This is a genomic window from Streptomyces sp. NPDC001219 (assembly GCF_053597915.1).
The window spans coordinates 1-20,413 of record NZ_JBSFJF010000103.1 but is presented as its reverse complement, the minus strand read 5'-3'; the positions used below and the strand labels follow the sequence as shown (position 1 = coordinate 20,413).

Genomic DNA, 20,413 nt, shown 5'->3' with positions numbered 1-20,413 from the left:
AGCCGGTCGCGGGCGTCGGTCAGGGCGTCCTTGATCAGCTGCTCGTGTTCCGGAGTCAGCCGGGCCACCGGCACCGAGCAGCTGATGGCGTCCCGTGCTCCGGCCGGGGCGCCCTCCGCGCCGCGGTCCCGGCACCCCGTGCCCGGACCGCGTCAGCGCTGTCTCACTTCTTGCGGCGGCGCCCCGCGCTCTTCTGAGCCTTGCGCCGCTCGGCACGGGTCAGACCGTCCGCCTCGGAACGGGCCGGGCCGGCCTCCTCGTCACTGATGAAGTCGCCCTCGATGACGCTGCCGTCACCGTCCACCTTGGGGGCGGTGAAGTGCAGCCGGTCCGGACGCTGCGGCGCCTCCAGGCCCTTGGCGTGGATCTCCGGGCGACCCGCGGGCACCGGCTCGTGCGCGCCCTTGTCCAGCGACGTCGGCTCCGCCGCTTCCTGCACCGGGACCTCCTCGACCTGCTGCTCGACCTGGACCTCCAGGTTGAACAGGTAGCCGACGGACTCCTCCTTGATGCCCTCCATCATCGCGGTGAACATGTCGAAGCCCTCGCGCTGGTACTCGACCAGCGGGTCCTTCTGGGCCATCGCCCGCAGGCCGATGCCCTCCTGGAGGTAGTCCATCTCGTAGAGGTGCTCACGCCACTTGCGGTCCAGGACGGACAGTACGACCCGGCGCTCCAGCTCCCGCATCACATCCGGGCTGAGCTGCTCCTCACGGGCGGCGTACTGCTCGTGGATGTCGTCCTTGATGGCCTCGGCGATGAAGTCGGCGGTGATGCCCGCGCGGTCGCCGGCCTCGTCCTCCAGCTCCTCGACGCTCACCCTCACCGGGTAGAGCTGCTTGCACGCGCTCCACAGGCGCTCCAGGTCCCACTCCTCGGCGAAGCCCTCGACGGTCTCCGCGTGGATGTAGGCGTCGATGGTGTCGTCCATGAAGTGCTTGATCTGGTCCTGCAGATCCTCGCCCTCCAGGACACGGCGGCGCTCGCCGTAGATGACCTCGCGCTGGCGGTTGAGCACCTCGTCGTACTTCAGGACGTTCTTGCGCGTCTCGAAGTTCTGCTGCTCGACCTGCGACTGGGCGGAGGCGATCGCCCGGGTCACCATCTTGTTCTCGATCGGGACGTCGTCGGGGACATTGGCCATCGCCATGACCCGCTCGACCATCTGGGCCTTGAACAGCCGCATCAGGTCGTCACCGAGCGACAGGTAGAACCGCGACTCACCGGGGTCGCCCTGACGGCCGGAACGACCGCGCAGCTGGTTGTCGATACGCCGCGACTCGTGCCGCTCGGTGCCCAGGACGTAGAGCCCGCCGAGCTCCTTGACCTCCTCGAACTCCGCCTTGACCGCGGCCTCGGCGCGCTCCAGGGCGGCGGGCAGCGCGGCCGCCCACTCCTCGACGTGCTCGACCGGGTCCAGGCCGCGCTGGCGCAGCTCCGCCTCGGCGAGGTCGTCGGGGTTGCCGCCGAGCTTGATGTCCGTACCACGGCCGGCCATGTTCGTGGCGACGGTGACGGCGCCCTTGCGGCCGGCCTGCGCGATGATCGGCGCCTCACGGTCGTGCTGCTTGGCGTTGAGCACCTCGTGGGCGACACCGCGCTTGTTGAGCTGCTGGGAGAGGTACTCGGACTTCTCCACGGAGGTCGTGCCGACCAGGATCGGCTGGCCCTTGCCGTGCTTCTCGACGATGTCCTCGACGACCGCGTCGAACTTCGCGGTCTCGGTGCGGTAGATCAGGTCCGCCTGGTCCATACGGACCATCGGGCGGTTGGTCGGGATCGGGACGACGCCGAGCTTGTAGATCTGGTGGAACTCGGCGGCCTCGGTCATGGCCGTACCGGTCATGCCGGAGAGCTTGCCGTAGAGGCGGAAGAAGTTCTGGAGGGTGATCGTGGCGAGCGTCTGGTTCTCGTCCTTGATGTCCACCCCCTCCTTCGCCTCGATGGCCTGGTGCATGCCCTCGTTGTAGCGGCGGCCGGCGAGGATACGGCCGGTGTGCTCGTCGACGATCATGACTTCGCCGTCGATGACGACGTAGTCCTTGTCGTTCTTGAAGAGCTCCTTGGCCTTGATCGCGTTGTTGAGGTAACCGACGAGCGGGGTGTTCACCGACTCGTACAGGTTGTCGATGCCCAGCCAGTCCTCGACCTTGCTGACGCCGGACTCGTGGATGCCGACGGTGCGCTTCTTCTCGTCGACGTCGTAGTCACCGGTCTCCTCGACACCGCGCTGCGGGTTGGCGGCCTCGCCCCGCTTGAGGCGCTTCACCAACTTGGCGAAGTCGCCGTACCACTTGGTGGCGGAGTCGGCCGGGCCGGAGATGATCAGCGGCGTACGGGCCTCGTCGACGAGGATCGAGTCGACCTCGTCGACGACCGCGAAGTTGTGGCCCCGCTGGACGAGTTCGTCCTGCGACCAGGCCATGTTGTCGCGCAGGTAGTCGAAGCCGAACTCGTTGTTCGTGCCGTAGGTGATGTCGCAGTTGTACTGCTCGCGGCGCTGGGCCGGCGTCATGTCGGCGAGGATGCAACCGACGGTCAGGCCCAGGAACTTGTGGACCCGGCCCATCATCTCGGAGTCGCGCTCGGCCAGGTAGTCGTTCACCGTGATCAGGTGGACGCCCTTGCCGGACAGCGCGTTCAGATACGTCGGGAGGGTACCGACCAGGGTCTTGCCCTCACCGGTCTTCATCTCGGCGACGTACCCGAGGTGCAGGGCCGCGCCACCCATCAGCTGCACGTCGTAGTGCCGCTGGCCGAGCACGCGCTTGGCGGCCTCACGGACCGTGGCGAACGCCTCGGGCAGCAGGTCGTCGAGGCTCTCGCCGTCCGCGTAGCGCTGCTTGTACTCGTCCGTGAGCGCCCGCAGCTCGGCGTCGGAGAGAGCCGCGAAGTCCTCCTCGATGGAGTTGACCTGGCCCGCGATGCGGTGCAGTTTGCGCAGGATCTTTCCTTCGCCTGCACGCATGATCTTCGTCAAGACGGACACTTGGGCTGGTCTCCTTGCCGGTCGGGCCTGCACGGTCGAGTGCGCGGGCGCGGCATGTTTCCAAGGGGGCAGGCCCCGCCGCAACGGCCATCGTAAAGGAGGACGCCGCCGGGCCGGGAGGTACGCCGCAGCGAACCCCCGCCGTCCCCTCCTCCCGAGAACGCACGACGCCGCGAGAAGGTGCCGGGCGCCCGCCGGAATCCCGCGGAAATCCCTTCGCCACGGCTTCCACGGGCTTGCAGACTCACGCCATGAAGCCCGTCACCCTCAGAACCGAGCGCCTCGTGCTGCGCCCCTTCGCCCCCTCCGACGCGCCCGCGCTGCACGCCGCGTGCCAGGAGCCCGACATCCCGCGCTGGACGAGTGTCCCCTCACCCTACGGGGTGGCGGACGCGGAGAAGTTCGCCGGGACGGTGGCCCCCGAGTCCTGGCGCGACGACACCGGGTACCACTTCGCCGTCGTCACCCGGGAGGACGGCGCCCTGGTCGGCGCGACGGGCCTGGTACACCTGCGGCTGCGCACCCCCGAACGGCAGGCCGAGCTGGGCTACTGGACCGCGAAGGAGCGGCGCGGCCGGGGGTACACCGTCGAGGCGGCCCGCGCGGTGCTGCACTGGGCCTTCCGCGATCTGGGCGTGGAGCGCATGGAGTGGCGTGCCGAGGCCGGCAACGAGGGCTCCCGGGCGGTGGCCCGCAGGCTCGGCTTCCGGATGGAGGGCACCCTGCGCGCCCACCGGGTGTACGGGGGCACCCGCCGGGACGTCTGGATCGGCTCCCTGCTCCCGTCCGACCCTGCCGGGGAACCCGGCCCGTCCGGTGCCGGCGCCCCGGCCGTCCCGGACACCACGCCGTATCTGCCGTACCCCGGCTGAGCCGGGCGGAACGGCGCCGCGCAGGGCCCGCCGGTCCGCTCCGGCCGCCCTGCCACCGCCGCCACCAGCGGATATTCCGGTCCCGGGCCCGTTGTCAGTGCCCGCCCCTAGGCTTTCCCGCATGACCGCCGTGACGCCGCGCGCACCCCAGCCCCCGCCCGTGACCGCCCTGTCCCACGACGACGCCCGGCGCCTGGCGCTGCGGGCGCAAGGCCTGCTGGGCGCCCCGGACCGGCGGGCGGGGGTGCGCGGGATGCTGCGGAGCCTGGGCGCGGTGCAGCTCGACACGATCTCGGTGCTGGCCCGCTCCCATGAGCTGGTGCCGTACGCCCGGCTCGGCGCCGTCGGCCGCGACACCGTCGAGGCCGCCTACTGGACCACGACTCCTGCCGGCGCGCCCGCGGCACGACCGCACAGCTTCGAGTACTGGTCCCACGCCGCCTGCATCCTGCCCATCGAGGAGTGGCCGCACTTCGCCTTCCGCCGCCGCGCCCGGCGGGCCAAGGGCCACCGCTGGCATGTGCTGGCGGACTCCGAGCGCTCCTGCGCCGCCGTCCTGGACCGGCTGACGGCCGACGGTCCGCTGACCACCTCCGAGCTGGGCGGCGGGCGGAACGGCGGGGAGTGGTGGGACTGGTCCGAGACCAAGATCGCGGTGGAGTGGCTGCTCGACACCGGCCAGGTGGTCTGTACGGAACGCCGCGCCTGGAAGCGTGTCTACGACCTCGCCGAGCGCGCCGTCCCGGACTCCCTGCTGCACGACGACCTGGAGGACGCCGAGTGCCTGCGCCGCCTGGTCGCCCAGGCCGGGGCCGCGATGGGCGTCGCCACCCGCGCCGATCTGGCCGACTACCACCGCCTCAAGGCCGAGCAGGTCGACGCCGTCGTCGCGGACTCCGGGCTGGTCCCGGTCGAGGTCGAGGGCTGGGGGAAGCCCGCCTGGGCCGACCCCGCCGCGCTGGCCGACCCGCCCCGCGGCCGGCACCGTACGACTCTGCTCTCGCCCTTCGACTCCCTGATCTGGGACCGGCCGCGCACGGAACGGATCTTCGGCTTCACCCACCGCCTGGAGGCGTACGTCCCGCGTCCCCGGCGAATCCACGGCTATTTCGCGATGCCCCTGCTGGCGGGCGGGCGGCTGCTGGGCCGGGTGGACCCGGCCCGTGAGGGCACCACCCTGGTCGCCCGCCAGGTCTCGATGCAGGGCCCCAAGGCGGTCGTCCCGATGGCCCGGGCACTCCGGGAGGCCGCGGACTGGGTCGGCTGCGACTCCGTACGCGTCGACCGCTGCGACGACCGGAAACTGGCCGACGCCCTGCGCTCGGAACTCACCCACACGAGTGACTGAAAGCCGCAGGTCGGCAGTCCGGGGGCGCATATCGCCCCCCGGCCGGTCCGCTCAGCGGATCTCGAGGATCTTCTCCCGCATCGCGTACACCACCGCCTCCATCCGGGAGTGCAGCTGCAGCTTCTCCAGGATGTTGCGGACGTGGTTCTTCACCGTGTTCTCGGAGATGAAGAGTTCCTTGGCGATGTCGCGGTTGTTCATGCCCGTGGCGACCAGCTTGAGGACCTCCAGCTCACGGTCGGTGAGCCGGGGCGCGGGCACCAGCCTGCGCTCGTCCGTGCGCTGGATCATCGACTTGAACTCCGTCAGGAGCTTGGACGCCATCGACGGGCTGATCTGCGACTGGCCGTCCGCCACGGCGCGGATCGCGGTCGCCACCTCGTCGGTGGAGATCTCCTTGAGGAGGTAACCGGTGGCGCCGGCCTTGATTGCGTCGTAGAGATCGGCCTCTTCGTCGCTGATCGTGAGCATGATGATCTTCGCGCTCGGGGCCACCTCCTTGATGGAGGTACACGCCTCGATGCCGCCACGCCGGGGCATCCGGACGTCCATCAGCACGATGTCGGGCAGCAGATCCGCGGCCTTGTCGACCGCCTCCGCGCCGTCTCCCGCCTCACCGACGACCTGGATGTCCTCTTCCTGGGCCAGCACGATCTCCAGGCCCCGCCGGAAGAGCGCGTGATCGTCCACGACCAGGACCCGGATCGGCTCCTTGCGCGGCACGCTCACGTCCCGGCCGGCCCCGTCCTCGCCGCCGGAACCGCGGTGGTCCTCATCCGCGTCGTCATGCACGGGCCCGAAAGTGCCCCCCATTGATCCTCCCCGTCAACTACTCGGCCGTATGGCCGGAGCTTGGAAATAAGGCTGGTTGACGACAGCCCCCTGCGGCCGGCCCGATCAGTGTCATACGACCGTCTCCCCGGCTCGTCGCCGTTTCGTGTCCCCATACTCCCTGGTCGGCACAAACACTATACGGCTTCAACTCCTGCTTTCTCCGGGCACGATGGTGCCCCCGACGTGCGCCGGGGGCACCGAGCGAGTGGGGTTCAGCCGCCCAGCGCGCCGCCTGCGCCGCCGGGCTCCTCCTCCCCGAACAAGTCGGGGTTCAAGTGGATGACTCCGTAGTCGTATGCGTGCCGCCGGTAGACGACACTCGGAAGCTTGGTGTCGGCGTCGACGAAGAGGTAGAAGTCGTGTCCGACCAACTCCATCTCGTTGAGCGCCTGGTCGAGCAGCATCGGCGCGGCGGAGTGGGTCTTCTCGCGGACGATCAGCGGTCCCTCACCCTGGACGTCGATCGACCCCATCCTGGTGGTCGGTACCTTCTGATCGGCCTCGGCGGCGAGTTCGCCGTTGGTGTTCAGGCTTGCGGCGTCGGGCACGGTGACAGCGACCTCACTCGCCGGGATGCGGCCGTTGCCGCGACGCGAGTAGCGCTTGTCGTGCTGCTTCCGCAGGCGCGCCTCGAGCTTGGCGGTTGCCAGATCCAGCGCGGCGTACGGGTCGGCTGCGGCCGCCTCGGCCCGGACCACCGGGCCACGGGAGCGGAGGGTGATCTCCACTCGGTCGGAACGGTCGGCCTGCCGCGGGTTGGGCTCCTTGGACACCTCGACGTCCAGGCTGATCACCTTGGCGTCGAGCTTCTGGACCTTGTCCAGCTTCAGCTTCTCGGCCACGTGCTTGCGGAACCGCTCGGGCACATCTGTCTTGCGGCCCTTGACGACGATGTCCACGCAGAACTCCGTTCCCGGATCGCTCCGCTCGACAAGCGGAGCAATTCCTTCTTGCACCAGGCTCCGGTGGGTGCCGGAGCCTCGGACTTGGCGACTTTCACCTCCTCCTCCCCCGACGACCAGCTGTCCACTCCCCCTGATTTCAGGGTCGCCGAAAACGCCCCTGAACGCACTCATCACGACATTCGAGGCAATACACCCGCCAAGTCCTCACAACCGAACATAGCTCTCCCGGACGGATGTCGGCACCCCCTCGGAGGCGTCGGCTCCATTTGGGTGGCTTTTCTTCCTCGCCTACGCATCCCGTGGTATTGCCCCGCCGTACGGGCCCTCGGCCGCGAAAGCGCGGCCCGGCGCCGCCACCACCGCGGCTCCGGCCACCCGGCCGCCGGCCGCCGTGACCGCCCGTGCCGCCTCCGCGAGCGTGGCCCCCGTCGTCACCAGGTCGTCCACCAGCACGGCTGGCTGCCCCGTCAGCAGCCTCCCCGCCCCGGCCCGCACCTCCAGCGCACCGGCGACGTTCGCCAGCCGCTGCCGGGCGCTCAGCCCCGCCTGGTCGGCCACCGGACGACGCTGCCGCAGCACAGCGAGCACCCGGACAACCGTCCCGGCCCTCCGGAGCTCCCCGGCCGCCGCCAGCGCGATCCGGCGCACCGGATCGTGCCCGCGCTCCGCCACCGATCTCCGTGTCGACGGCACGGGCACCAGCAGCAGCGGCCCGCGGCCGACCCGCGGCCCCCGCACGGCCCCGGCCAGCACCGCCCCCAGCGGCCCGGCCAGCCGCAGGGCACCGCGCTCCTTGTGGGCCAGCAGCACCGCCCGCACCTCGTCGGCATAGGGCGCACCCGCCCACACCCGGGGCAGTCCCACGGGCTCCGGCCACGGCCTCACCCGCCGTGCCCCGCGCCCGTCCCGCGCGAGCACCCGACGGCATTCCGCACACAGCTCCGTACGCGGCCGGCCACACCCCGCACAGTCGACCGGCAGCACAAGTCCGGCCAGTTCGCGCCACACCCCCTGCATGACTCCACTGTCCCGCCGTTCCCGCCCGGCCACCACCCCTGTGGATAACCAGGGCCGGGCCCGCCAGGGGGCAGCCGCAGGGACCGCGGCACTGGGCATCGCCGCAGGCGGACCCCCTCGTGCCCGTGGCCCCGGACGGCGCGTCTCACCCCGCCGGCATCACGGCCGGCATCGCGCCGGTGCCCGCGTCACCCGGGATAGACCGGCGCCGTCCCGTCCTTCACCACGGTCTTCCAGTTCGCGTCCGGCGGCAGCCGCACGATGCCCTCCGTGGCGTCCGCGATCAGCGGCCTGGTCTCGTCCTCCGACGCGGCCACCGCCTTGACGCCGTTGACGCCGGGCAGGGTCTGCGCGTTGGACGCCGAACCGTCGGTCTCCATGAACTGCATCTGCTGCACCCCGCCGGACTCCCGCCCGACCACCACAAGACGGCTGCCGCCCGCCCAGGACGCGGCCACCACGTCCTCCAACTGCGGTGCGATCGGCCGGAGTTCCTGCACCGACAGCTTCGGGTGCGACGGGCTTCCGCCCCGCTCGACCCGGCCGAGCTGGAGCGTCGTACGCCCCTTGTCCTCCACCAGGATCGCGATCCGTATCCCGTCGGCGGCCACCTTGATGGCCTTGATCCGCCGTCCGCCGAGGCCGGGCACCGTCACCTCTTCGGGATCGCCCTTGCCCTCGCGCATCCGCAGCAGCCGCGAACCGTGCGCGGCGCCGTCCGCGATCCACAGGTCGCCCAGGCCGTCCCAGCTCGGCGCGGTCAGCCCGCTGTCGGCCCCCTTGGCCGGTCCGGTGCTGGTCAGCAGCGGGTCGCCGCGTTTGATGTCGTCCTCCAGACCGGCCACATACAGCGACCGGCCATCGATCGACACCCCGGCCGCGGTGTCCTCACCGCGCGAGATGGCGACCGAACGCAGCGGGGTGTGGCCGGTTCCGAACGGTCCGCGCACCGGCGTCGGTTCGGTCGCGGAGTCCGACATGGCCACGACCTTCTGGTCGGCGTCGATGAAGTACTCCTTGGGCGCGGGCCCGGTGCCCGGGGACGGGGCGAAGTCGTGCTCGGCCTGCTCCTGGGACAGCGCGCAGAGTGAGTTGCCGCTGTTGTCCTGGAGTTCCACCTCGCTGACCTTCGAAGCCCGCGTCATGTCCTGGACGGTGAAGAAGAGCTGAGCCGCCATCCGCTTGCACTGGGCGGTGTCGGTGTTCACCGCCTGCTTGCTGAGCCTGACCCGCAGCGCGTTGGAGTCGTCCAGCGCCAGATCACTCGCGGCGAGCCGGGTGCCGGACGGGAACGCCGAGGTCGTCACCTGATGCAGCCAGTCGGTGGGCCCGGACAGCAGCGCCTCCACACCGGCCGTGATCGGCTTTATCCGCTGGCGCAGGTAGACCGGGTCCGCGACGAGCGCGTTCCGGTTCGCCTTGGGCTCCTGTGACTCCGAGTCATAGGACGCGAAGTAGTACTTGTTGACGGACCGGTAGATGCGCTGGAAGTCGGACAGTCCGAGCACCAGCCCGTCGGGGAGCCGGTCGATGCGCCACTGTCCGCCCTCCTTGATGAGGTGGATCGTGCGGCGGTACGGCTTCTCCTCCGGGGTGTAGGCGTGACCGTCGTCCACCGTCGCCACCTGGCTGCCGGAGAGCGTGACGGTGTAGCCGTTGGCGTCCTCGCGGTTGGGCTGCGCCTTCGGCTCGGCCTTCGGACGCTCCTGGAGCACATTCGTGGCCCGGAACGGCCGCCAGGTCCGCTTCGCCGACTTGGCCAGGTACTGGGTGGCCGTACGGAAGTCCGCCTCGTCGCTGGTCGTCGCGTCGAGGAAGCTGCGGACGATGTTGGTGGGCTGCGCGCCGTTCTGCGGGGGCACGCCGTAGACCCGCACCTGCGACTCGCCTTCGGAGCGCGGCGACTGGTCGACGGAGGTGACGTCGCCGCTGTCCGGCATCGACGCACAGCCCGCCAGCAGCACCGTCGCGCAGCCGAGCAGCAGAGACTTCCGCGCCGGCCCGGCTCCCCTGCGGGCGCGTGGACGGCGTCCGGTGCCCTCCCCGCGCTCGCCTCCGCGCTCAGTGTTCACGCAGCCCGCCTTCCCGCTCCACGCCCTGTCCGGCTTCCCGCTCGGCCCCGCTCCCGCGGACCGGCTCGTCGGTGTGCGCGCCGTCGCGACGCGCCGCCGCCTCGCTCCGTACGCCTGTGCTCTGCGGCACCACACGGGCACCGCTGCCGGGCAGCGCCGTCGGATCGGCCTCCGGGCGGGCGGTCTTCGGCTCCGGTACGGGGGACGCCGCGTCCCCGGCCTGCGCGGCCCGGGTCTGCACCGGGATCGTGGACACCTTGCGGCCCGATCCGGCGCGCGGCTGCCCCGTCTCGTCCAGTCCGCGGTGGCGCCGTGAGTCGTCCGGCTCCAGGGGTATCGGGGACCCGCGCAGCGTCTCGCCGGCCGTGCGCGGCAGCGTCAGCCGGAACTGCGAACCGCCGCCCGGCTCGCCCCAGGCCTGCAGCCAGCCGCCGTGCAGCCGGGCGTCCTCGACGGCGATGGACAGGCCGAGTCCGGTGCCGCCGGTCGTACGGGCCCGCGCCGGGTCCGCGCGCCAGAAACGGTTGAAGACCCGGGCGGCCTCGCCGGGCTTGAGGCCGACGCCGTAGTCACGCACCGCGACGGCCACCGCGCCGCCGCTGCCGTCACTGCCGCCCGCGGAGGCCAGCCGCACGACCACGTCGCGGCCCTCGCCGTGCTCGACGGCGTTGACGACGAGGTTGCGCAGCACCCGCTCCACCCGGCGGGGGTCGGCCTCGGCGATGACGGGCTGCTCGGCGCCGCGCACCAGGATGCGGGTGCCCTTGCGCTCGGCGAGCGGCTCGGCCCCCTCGATGACGCGGTGCACCACATCGCGCAGGTCGACCGGCTCGGCCTCCAGCGCGGCCGCACCGGCATCGAACCGGCTGATCTCCAGCAGCTCCGCGAGCAGCGACTCGAAGCGGTCGAGCTGGCCGCGCAGCAGCTCGGCGGAGCGCGCCGTGGCCGGGTCGAACTCGTCGCGCGCGTCATGGATGACATCGGCCGCCATCCGTACGGTCGTCAGCGGCGTCCGCAGCTCGTGCGAGACATCGGAGACGAAGCGGCGCTGCATCCGGGACAGCTCCTCCAGCTGCTGGATCTTGAGCTGGAGGTTCTGCGCCATCTTGTTGAAGGACTCACCGAGCCGGGCGATGTCGTCCTCGCCGGTGACCTTCATCCGCTCCTGGAGCAGCCCGGCGGCCAGCCGCTCGGAGATCCCGGCGGCCATCCGTACGGGGGTGACCACCTGCCGCACCACCAGCCAGGCGATCGCGCCGAGCAGGATCACGACGAAGACCCCGGCGGTCGCGAGGGTCCCCGTCACCAGCTTGAGCGACTCCTCTTCCTGGCTGAACGGGAAGAGGTAGTAGAGCTGGTACTGGTTGCTGTTCACATCGTTGAGCCGCTTGCCGATGATCAGCGCCGGCACGCCGTCGTCCGACCCGATGCGCTTGATCTGGGTGTAGCCGCGGAACGTCCCGGATTTGGTGTCCAGCTTCCGCCGCAGATCGGCGGGCACGCTCCGCTCGGGATCGACATCGCCGGAGGCGCGCGGCCCCCGGGTGCCGGGGCTGGAGTCGCCGAACGGTTCGTCGGAGTCGGAGCTGAGCGCCACGACGGAGAAGACGCCCTGGCCGCCACTGGCGAGCTGCTCGACCAGACCGGTCAGCCAGGTCGCGGAGTCCTGGGTGCCGCGGTTTCCGGTGCGGGCACCTTCGTCGGGCCGGGTGTCGTCGGCACCGTCCGCCATCTTCTGGGCGACGCTGAAGCCTCCGACGGCCTGGCTCTGCGCGGCCTGGGCCTTGGCCGTGAGCAGGCCGTTACGGACCTGTCCGACGACCACGACACCGAGCAGCAGCACCACGGCGAGCGACATCAGCAGGGTGGTCGCCACCACCCGCAGCTGGATGTTGCGGCGCCACAGCCGCAGGGCGGGCAGCAGCGGCCGCCGCACCCAGCGGCTGAAGAGCCGCAGCAGCGGGTGAACCGGCCCGCTCACCGCGCCGTCGGGCAGCAACTGCCCACCGCGCAACAACCAGGCCGACAACCGGCCTGAAAAGGACATATCACCCGCCGGGCCGACGGTGCGCCCCCGCTTTCCCTCCGGGGCCGAACCGTCCCGGGTCATCTCAGCTGGGCCCGGCCTTGTAGCCGACCCCGCGCACGGTCACCACGATCTCCGGCCGCTCCGGGTCCCTCTCGACCTTGGAGCGCAGCCGCTGCACATGGACGTTGACCAGCCGGGTGTCGGCGGCGTGCCGATAGCCCCAGACCTGCTCGAGCAGCACCTCACGCGTGAACACCTGCCACGGCTTGCGCGCCAGCGCCACCAGCAGGTCGAACTCCAGCGGGGTCAGCGCGATCGACTGCCCGTCCCGCTTCACCGAGTGGCCGGCCACGTCGATGACCAGGTCACCGATCGCCAGCTGCTCGGGCGTGGGCTCCTCCGAACGCCGCAGCCGCGCCCGAATCCGGGCCACCAGCTCCTTGGGCTTGAACGGCTTGACGATGTAGTCGTCCGCGCCCGACTCGAGCCCGACCACCACATCCACCGTGTCGCTCTTGGCGGTCAGCATGACGATCGGCACCCCGGACTCGGCCCGGATCAGCCGGCAGACCTCGATACCGTCCCGCCCGGGAAGCATCAGGTCGAGCAGCACAAGATCGGGCTTGGTCTCGCGGAAGGCCGCAAGGGCCTTGTCACCGTCCGACACAAACGACGGTTCAAAACCCTCGCCGCGCAGCACGATGCCGAGCATCTCCGCCAGTGCGGTGTCGTCGTCGACGACCAGGACGCGTCCCTTCATTCGGCCATCATCCCATTACCTGATCGTGACTTACTCCATCGTGACGTGGAACACACCTCTGCCAGCCTTTCCCGGGTCACCGGAGACACCACTCCGGCCTCCGTGACGATCGCCGTCACCAGCTCCGCCGGAGTGACGTCGAAGGCCGGGTTGTAGGCCTGTGCGCCCAGCGGCGCCACCGGTATGGCGATGCCGGCCTCCGTCCCGGGCCCCTGCGCACTCGGCAACGAGAACTCCGTCACTTCCTGACCCGGACGCTGCTCCACCTCGATATCCGCCCCCTCCTCGGTCTCCAGATCCACCGTGCTGGTCGGTGCCACCACCACGAACGGAACGTGGTGGTATCGCGCCAGCACCGCCAGCGGATAGCTGCCGACCTTGTTGGCCACCGATCCGTCCGCCGCGATCCGGTCCGCGCCGATCAGCACCGCGTCCACCTCGCCCCCGGCGAACAGCGAGCCCGCCGCCCCGTCCGAGAGCACCGTGTACGCCATACCCGTCCGCGCCGCCTCGTAGGCGGTCAGCCGTGCGCCCTGCAACAGCGGCCGCGTCTCGTCCACCCACAGCCGGCGCAGCTCACCGGCCCGGTGCGCGGCCAGCGCCACCGCCAGGGCGGTGCCCTCGCCCCCGGACACCAGGGCACCGGTGTTGCAGTGCGTGAGAATCCGGTGACCACCGCCCGGCAGCAGCTCGCCCAGCAGCGCCAGCCCGTGCTCCGCCATCCGTGCGCTGGCCGCGACGTCCTCGTCGTGCACGGCCCGCGCCTCGGCCAGCGCCGCGGCCGCTGCGGCCTGAGCACCGCCCTCCCCCAGCGCCGCGCGGTACGCGGCGGCCGCCCGCCGCACGCCGTACCCCAGATTGACCGCGGTCGGCCGGGCCTGCGCCAGCGCCTCCGCCGCCTCCTCCACGTCGAAGCCGCGTGCCGCGGCCAGCGCGACGCCGTACGCACCCGCGATGCCCAGCAGCGGCGCCCCGCGTACGGCCAGCGTCCGGATCGCCTGCACCAGCGCCGGAACGTCCGTGCAGACCAGCTCGACCTCCTCCGCCGGCAGCCGCGTCTGGTCAAGAAGGACCAACACAGGCCCCTCGGGTGGTTCCTCCCAGCGCAACGACGGGATCGCGAGCGCTCCGGCGCCCGCCTCGGATACCTCGTGGTGATCGCCCATTCGTTCAGTCTGCCGCCCACCGCCCCTCGAACAGAAGGTCCCCTCGTCCTCCGTGCACCGGTACACAGCGCCGGTCGCCATGACACGATGACTGCCACCGCGGACCCCGGAACCCGGCCGCCCCGGCGGACGGGCAGCAAGAAGGAGCGACGATGAACAACTCTCCGGGCTGGGCTTCGCCCGGATCCACTCCCTCCGACGAGCCGGCCCGCGGCACACAGGAACAGCCCACCCAGACAGACCCGGCCGACGCCGCCGGGCAGTCCTCCCCGCCGAACTGGTCCAAGGAACAGCCGCCCGCCGGCCAGTGGTCGGCACCCGCCGGAATCCCCGGTCAGGCAGGCCCGCACGGACGGCCCGGCCAGAGCACGGGCGGCGACCGCACCCGTGCCACGTCGCCCGGCTACGGCGGGCCCGGCTGGGGCGGCACTCCGGGCCCCGGCCAGCAGCCCCCTTGGGGCGGCGCCTGGGCCCCGGTGCCACAGGCCGCCAAGCCCGGCGTCATCCCGCTGCGCCCGCTCGCCGTCGGCGAGATACTCGACGGCGCGGTCACCACCATGCGCGCTCACTGGCGCACCGTCCTCGGCATCTCGCTGATCGTCGCGGTGGTCGCGCAGACCGCCGTCACCGTGGTCACCGGCTGGTGGTTCCAGGGCGCCGGCCGCACGCCCTCGCCCGTGGGCGGAAACGTCCCGCCCCTCCGCGAAACCATGCGCGACCTGGCCAATTCGCTCGCCGCCACCAGCATCACCTCGGCGATCGGGCTGCTCGCCACCCTCGTCGCCACCGGCCTGCTCACCATGGTCGTGAGCCGGGCCGTCCTGGGCCGCTCGGTGTCCGTCAAAGAAGCCTGGCGTGACGCGCGTCCCCAGCTCCCGCGCCTGCTCGGCCTGCTCGTACTGCTCCCCCTGCTCATCACGACCACCCTCGCGGTCGGTGTGGCGCCCGGTCTCCTCCTTGTCGCCACGGGCTCGCTGAAGGCAGGCCTGCTGCTCACCGTGTTCGGCGGACTGGCGGCCGGCCTCGTGACCCTCTGGCTGTGGGTCCGCTTCAGCCTCGCCTCGCCCGCGCTGATGCTGGAGAAGCAGGGCGTCATCGCCGCGATGCGCCGGTCCGCGAAGCTCGTACGGGGTGCCTGGTGGCGGGTGCTGGGCGCACAGCTCCTCACCTACCTCCTGATCGGCATCGTCGAGTTCATCATCCAGATCCCGGCCACCCTCGTCGCCTTCCTCCTCGGCGGCGAGAACCTCGTGGACTGGGCGAGCGGCACCGGCAACAACACCGGCTGGTCGTTCCTGATCGTGCTCGGCGTCGGCGCCGTCATCAGCTCCACCATCACCTTCCCGATCAGCGCCGGCGTCACCGCGCTCCTGTACATGGACCAGCGCATCCGCCGCGAGGCGCTCGACCTCGAACTCGCCCGCGCCGCAGGCCTCCCCGGCTACGGCGCCGACGCCCCCACCGCGCACCCGGCGACCCCCGCTCCCGCAGCCTCGGCCCCGGCCGCGGGCTACGTACCGACAGCGGCCGCCCCGACCGCCGCCGGCACACCGGCAGACGGCACGCCGACGGTCGGCTCCGCCACGGACATCGCCACGGCAGACGCCAAGACAGCGGACTCCGAGGCAGCCGGTCCCGAGGCGAGCGGCCACGAGACGGCCGACACCCGCGCGGAGGCCACCGGGACGGACACCGCGCCCACGGATGCCACGGACACCGCGGATGCCCCGGCCAAGGCCACCCCGGCCGACGACGCCGGACAGCGGCCGGACCACACCACGCCGGGAAGCTGATGCGGTGACCACAGGGGGGAACGGGGCCACGCTCGGACGACTCATGGCGCGCCCCGACGACGACATACCGGTGCGGACTCCACGCGTCCCCGCCCGCGAGGCGGCCGAGCGAGAGCTGTCCGACCCCCGGTACCACCAGCACGACCCCAACCCGATCCAGCGCGCCCTCGACTGGCTCTGGGAACGCGTCGACGCACTCTTCACCGCCGCCGCCCACACCACCCCGGGCGGCTGGATCGGACTGCTCGCCATCGCCGTATGCGTGCTGCTGCTCGCGATCGCCCTCCGGCTGCGGCTCGGGGCGGTGCGCCGCACTCCGACGACCAGCGGCGCGCTCTTCTCCGACACCCCCCGCACCGCCGCCGAACACCGTGCGACCGCCGACCGGCACGCCACCGAGGGCCGCTGGAGCCAGGCGATCCAGGACCGCATGCGCGCCCTCGTCCTCGCACTCGAAGAACGCACCCTGCTCACTCCCGGCCCGGGCCGCACCGCGGACGAGGCCGCCACCGAAGCGGGCGGGGCACTCCCCGCGTACGCCGACCGGCTGCGCAATGCGGCACGCGCTTTCGACGACGTCACATACGGCGGCCGCCCCGGCACGGAAGCGGCGTACGCGCTCCTGGCCGGCCTCGACACCGACCTGCAACACGCCAAGCCCGACCTGGCCACGCCCCCGACCAGGAGCCGCGGATGACCACGGCAGCCCCGGACGCCACCGCGCTCTCTCCCACCTTCCGCAACGTGTGGACCCGGTCCCGCGGACCGCTGCTCGCACTCCTCGCACTCGTCATCAGCGGTGTGGTGATCGCGGCCCTCCAGTCCGGCGAACGGCACGGGCGTCTCGACCCCAGATCCGCCGACCGCACCGGAAGCCGGGCCCTCGCCCAACTCCTCGCCTCTCATGGTGTCTCCACCCGGGTCGTGACCACCTCCGAGGAAGCCGCCGCCGCGGCGGGCCCCCACACCACACTCCTCATCGCCGACCCCGACATGCTGACGGAAGACCAGCTGACGGGCCTGCACACCGCGACCGCCCACACCCCCGGCCGCACCGTCCTGCTCGCCCCGGACTCCTCTTCCCTCAAAACCTTCGCGCCCGGCGTCCGGACGGATTCCCCCGCCACCGTCTCGGCCCGTCGGCCCGCCTGTTCCCTGCCGGAGGCTCGGGCTGCGGGTAACGCCCTGCTGGGCGGCCTCAGTTACACCACTTCCATCGACGGCGCCGATCGCTGCTACCTCAGCGGCGACCAGCCCACCCTGCTGCGCCTGCCGGCCCCCCGCACCGGTCGCGACACGGTGCTCCTCGGCTCCCCCGATCCTCTCTACAACCATCGCCTCGCCGAGCACGGCAACGCCTCGCTGGCCCTTCAACTCCTCGGTACGCACAAACATCTGGTCTGGTACCTCCCCTCCATGAGCGACCCGTCCGCGACCCAGGACAACCAGCGCGGCTTCTTCGATCTCATCCCGTCCGGCTGGTACTGGGCCCTGCTCCAACTCACCTTCGCCGCTGCTCTCGCAGCCGTGTGGCGCGCCCGTCGCCTCGGCCCGCTGGTGCCGGAAAGGCTTCCGGTCACCGTCCCGGCCGCCGAGACCACCGAGGGCCACGCCCGCCTTTATGAGCAGGCCAACGCCCGCGACCGGGCCTCATCCGTGCTGCGCTCGGCGACCCGCACCCGCCTCGCTCCCCTCATCGGCGTGTCCCCGACACACGCCCACACCGCCGACATCCTTCTCCCGGCGCTTCACGCCCACTTGACCGCCGCGCCCGGTGCCGGAACAGACCTTCATCTCCTGCTCTTCGGTCCGGCACCCGCGGACGACAAGGCCTTGGTCCACCTGGCCGATCAACTCGATGCACTCGAATCCTCGATCGTTTCCCAAGAGAGGCACGCCCCCCGTGAGCACCCCGACCGCTGACAGCGCCCGAGCCTCCCTGGAGGATCTGCGCACCGAGATAGCCAAGGCCGTCGTAGGCCAGGACCCCGCCGTCACCGGCTTGGTGGTCGCACTCCTCTGCCGCGGTCATGTGCTTCTCGAGGGCTCCCCCGGCGTCGCCAAGACCCTGCTCGTCCGCGCCCTGTCGGCCGCACTCGAACTCGACACCAAGCGCGTCCAGTTCACCCCCGACCTGATGCCGAGTGATGTCACCGGCTCACTGGTCTATGACGCCCGCAGCTCCGAGTTCTCCTTCCAGCCGGGCCCCGTCTTCACCAACCTGCTGCTCGCCGACGAGATCAACCGCACGCCTCCCAAAACCCAGGCGTCCCTGCTCGAAGCGATGGAAGAGCGCCAGGTGACGGTCGACGGCATGGCCCGTCCCCTCCCCGAGCCGTTCCTGGTGGCCGCCACTCAGAACCCCGTGGAATACGAGGGCACTTACCCCCTCCCCGAGGCTCAGCTCGACCGCTTCCTGCTCAAGCTGACCGTGCCGCTCCCCGCCCGCCACGACGAGATCGACATCCTCACCCGCCACGCGGCCGGCTTCAGCCCTCGTGACCTCAACGCCGCGGGGCTGCGACCCGTCGCCTCCACCGCTGACCTCGACGCTGCGCGAGCCGCGGTCGCCAAGACCGCCGTCTCCCCTGAAGTCACCGGCTATATCGTCGATATCTGCCGTGCCACCCGCGAATCCCCCTCGCTCGCGTTCGGCGCCTCCCCCCGAGGCGCCACCGCCCTGCTCTCCACGTCACGTGCCTGGGCCTGGCTCACCGGCCGCGACTATGTCACCCCCGACGACGTCAAGGCGCTTGCTCTTCCCACGCTCCGACACCGGGTCCAGCTCCGCCCGGAAGCGGAGATGGAGGGAGTCACCGCGGACTCCGTGATCAACGCCGTTCTCGCTCATCTCCCCGTCCCCCGCTGAGAAGACACCGTGACTCTCACCGGACGCACCGCCCTCATCTCCGCATGCGGAGCCCTCTTCGTCGGCTTCGTGCTGCCCAGCTGGCTCGGCATCCTCGCCGTCCAACTCGTCCTGCTGATAGCAATCTTGTGCGATCTCGCGCTCGCCGCGCCAGTGCGAAAGCTCCATTTCACCCGAACCGGTGACACAACAGTTCGACTAACAGACGAAGCCCACACCCACCTCACCGTCACCAACCCGAGCCGTCGCCCCCTGCGCGCCCAGATCCGTGACGCCTGGCCCCCGAGCTCCTTCGTCCCCGGTGCGGACATCCCCGCGTCCCGCCACACCCTGCGCGTCCCCGCCGCCGAACGCCGTCGCCTCACCACCACGCTCCACCCCACCCGCCGCGGTGACCACCACGCGGTCCGCGTCACCGTCCACTCCTATGGCCCACTCGGCCTGGCAGCCCGGCAGGGAAGCCATCACCTCCCCTGGACGCTGCGTGTCCTACCGCCCTTCACCAGCCGCAAACACCTTCCCGCCAAGCTCGCCCGACTGCGCGAACTCGACGGCCGCACCAGCATCCTGACCCGCGGTGAGGGCACCGAGTTCGACAGCCTCCGCGACTACACCCACGGCGACGACACCCGCTCCATCGACTGGCGGGCCACCGCCCGTCGCGAGAACCTCGCCGTCCGCACCTGGCGCCCCGAACGCGACCGCCGCATCCTGCTCGTCCTGGAGACCGGCCGCACCTCGGCGAGCCGCGTCGGCGACATCCCCCGCCTCGACGCCTCCATGGATGCCGCCCTGCTGCTCGGCGCCCTCGCCGCCCGCGCCGGCGACCGCGTGGATCTCCTCGCCTACGACCGACGCGTACGTGCATCGGTCCAAGGCCGCACGGCCCGCGATCTCCTCCCGGCCCTGACCGACGCGCTGGCCCCCCTAGAATCCGAACTGGTCGAGGCGGATGCCCGGGGCCTGGCCGCTACCATCCACCGCCGCACCCCGCGCCGTTCCCTGATCGTCCTCTTCACCGGCCTGGACGCGGCTCCCGTGGAGGAAGCCCTCCTGCCCGTCCTTCCCGGCCTCACCCGACGCAACGAACTGATCGTCGCAGCTGTAGCCGACCCCCGTATCGAGGAAATGGCCGCCGGCCGCCACACGCCCCAGGCCGTCTACGCAGCCGCCGCCGCGGAACAGACCCGCGCCGCCCGCCGCCGCACCGCAGACCGCCTGCGCCACCACGGCATCACCGTCATCGACTCCACCCCGACCCACCTGGCCCCCGACCTGGCCGACGCCTACCTCACATTGAAGTCCACCGGTCGCCTGTAAGGCCTGCCCCCGCCCGTCCTCTCCTCGCGGCCAGACGGAACCTACGAACGCCGCTGTCGGCTGGGGGCGGGCACACGGCTCTACGAGTGGCTGCCACGCACACGGTTGGTTGGGGCCAGGGAAGCCCTGGACGACGGACAAGCAACGCCCCTTCAGCCCTTGTACCAACGCTGGGAATGTCTCCAGTAAGGGAGGAAGAAGGTTAGACCGCCGACATAGGGACGTCAGCGAGGCTCGCTCCGTGCGCCCCACCGTCCTGGCTCAAGCCAGGAGGCCAACAAACCACCACCCCACCCCCGCTCATCTCGACCGAGAGTCTCCAACCACCCAGAATTGCATCCGCGCGGAAACGCGAAAAAGCCCCGCACCATAAGGTGCGGGGCTTCCCCACAAAGATTGTTCGGCGGCGTCCTACTCTCCCACAGGGTCCCCCCTGCAG

15 protein-coding genes and 1 pseudogene are annotated in these 20,413 nt (G+C 71.3%); 7 read left to right on the top strand and 9 right to left on the bottom strand.

From position 1 onward, the window contains the following. Positions 1-98: pseudogene (locus tag ACWC9R_RS34640) on the bottom strand (IclR family transcriptional regulator); the annotation flags it as partial. 65 nt (positions 99-163) lie between these two features. Next, positions 164-2,989 (bottom strand): preprotein translocase subunit SecA, encoded by a 2,826-nt coding sequence (gene secA / locus ACWC9R_RS34635; RefSeq protein ID WP_450737590.1) that lies wholly within the window; start codon positions 2,987-2,989, stop codon positions 164-166. A 251-nt stretch (positions 2,990-3,240) separates the two neighbouring features. Between secA and ACWC9R_RS34630 the strand changes: the two genes are divergently transcribed. Both ACWC9R_RS34630 and ACWC9R_RS34625 read left to right on the top strand, forming a co-directional pair. After that, positions 3,241-3,861: a GNAT family N-acetyltransferase gene (locus ACWC9R_RS34630; protein ID WP_450737588.1), complete on the top strand. Its 621-nt coding sequence runs from the start codon at positions 3,241-3,243 to the stop codon at positions 3,859-3,861. A gap of 121 nt (positions 3,862-3,982) precedes the next feature. Continuing rightward, complete coding sequence (locus ACWC9R_RS34625; RefSeq protein WP_450737586.1) at positions 3,983-5,209, top strand: winged helix-turn-helix domain-containing protein; 1,227 nt, start codon at positions 3,983-3,985, stop codon at positions 5,207-5,209. 51 nt (positions 5,210-5,260) lie between these two features. Here the strand turns inward: ACWC9R_RS34625 and ACWC9R_RS34620 are convergent, their stop codons facing one another. The 7 genes from ACWC9R_RS34620 to mtnA all read right to left on the bottom strand — a co-directional run bounded on the left by ACWC9R_RS34620 (position 5,261) and on the right by mtnA (position 13,992). Beyond that, positions 5,261-6,022 (bottom strand): response regulator, encoded by a 762-nt coding sequence (locus ACWC9R_RS34620; RefSeq protein WP_450737584.1) that lies wholly within the window; start codon positions 6,020-6,022, stop codon positions 5,261-5,263. A 233-nt stretch (positions 6,023-6,255) separates the two neighbouring features. After that, positions 6,256-6,942 carry a ribosome hibernation-promoting factor, HPF/YfiA family gene (gene hpf / locus ACWC9R_RS34615; RefSeq protein ID WP_362612455.1) on the bottom strand — a complete coding sequence of 229 codons (687 nt, stop codon included), beginning with the start codon at positions 6,940-6,942 and terminating at the stop codon, positions 6,256-6,258. Positions 6,943-7,236: 294 nt separating this feature from the next. Beyond that, positions 7,237-7,965, bottom strand: coding sequence for a ComF family protein (locus tag ACWC9R_RS34610; RefSeq protein WP_450737583.1), 729 nt, complete (start codon positions 7,963-7,965; stop codon positions 7,237-7,239). A 188-nt stretch (positions 7,966-8,153) separates the two neighbouring features. Beyond that, positions 8,154-10,037: an LpqB family beta-propeller domain-containing protein gene (locus tag ACWC9R_RS34605; RefSeq protein ID WP_450737581.1), complete on the bottom strand. Its 1,884-nt coding sequence runs from the start codon at positions 10,035-10,037 to the stop codon at positions 8,154-8,156. Then, positions 10,027-12,084, bottom strand: coding sequence for an MtrAB system histidine kinase MtrB (mtrB, locus tag ACWC9R_RS34600; RefSeq protein ID WP_450737579.1), 2,058 nt, complete (start codon positions 12,082-12,084; stop codon positions 10,027-10,029). Before mtrB ends, ACWC9R_RS34605 begins: the two co-directional genes overlap by 11 nt. Positions 12,085-12,148: 64 nt before the next feature. Continuing rightward, positions 12,149-12,826, bottom strand: coding sequence for a two-component system response regulator MtrA (gene mtrA / locus ACWC9R_RS34595; RefSeq protein ID WP_006605255.1), 678 nt, complete (start codon positions 12,824-12,826; stop codon positions 12,149-12,151). Next, the gene (gene mtnA, locus ACWC9R_RS34590) at positions 12,823-13,992 is read right to left on the bottom strand and encodes an S-methyl-5-thioribose-1-phosphate isomerase (protein ID WP_450737577.1); all 1,170 of its coding nucleotides are present in this window, start codon (positions 13,990-13,992) and stop codon (positions 12,823-12,825) included. The genes mtrA and mtnA overlap by 4 nt, the downstream gene beginning before the upstream one ends. 152 nt (positions 13,993-14,144) lie before the next feature. On the opposite strand from mtnA, the gene ACWC9R_RS34585 reads away from it, so the two are divergent. Genes ACWC9R_RS34585 through ACWC9R_RS34565 form a run of 5 tightly spaced genes read left to right on the top strand, consistent with a single transcriptional unit; the run spans position 14,145 to position 19,974 of the window. Next, positions 14,145-15,785, top strand: a complete 1,641-nt coding sequence (locus ACWC9R_RS34585; RefSeq protein WP_450737576.1) for a DUF7544 domain-containing protein — start codon at positions 14,145-14,147, stop codon at positions 15,783-15,785. Positions 15,786-15,828: 43 nt separating this feature from the next. Continuing rightward, on the top strand, positions 15,829-16,482 hold the full coding sequence (locus ACWC9R_RS34580) for a DUF4129 domain-containing protein (RefSeq protein WP_450737574.1): 654 nt from the start codon (positions 15,829-15,831) through the stop codon (positions 16,480-16,482). Then, positions 16,479-17,708 (top strand): DUF4350 domain-containing protein, encoded by a 1,230-nt coding sequence (locus ACWC9R_RS34575; protein WP_450737573.1) that lies wholly within the window; start codon positions 16,479-16,481, stop codon positions 17,706-17,708. Before ACWC9R_RS34580 ends, ACWC9R_RS34575 begins: the two co-directional genes overlap by 4 nt. Further along, positions 17,644-18,654 (top strand): AAA family ATPase, encoded by a 1,011-nt coding sequence (locus ACWC9R_RS34570; protein ID WP_450737571.1) that lies wholly within the window; start codon positions 17,644-17,646, stop codon positions 18,652-18,654. The genes ACWC9R_RS34575 and ACWC9R_RS34570 overlap by 65 nt, the downstream gene beginning before the upstream one ends. 9 nt (positions 18,655-18,663) lie before the next feature. Then, entirely contained in the window at positions 18,664-19,974 is a 1,311-nt protein-coding gene (locus tag ACWC9R_RS34565; RefSeq protein WP_450737570.1) for a DUF58 domain-containing protein, read from the top strand. The last annotated feature ends 439 nt before the right edge of the window (positions 19,975-20,413 follow it).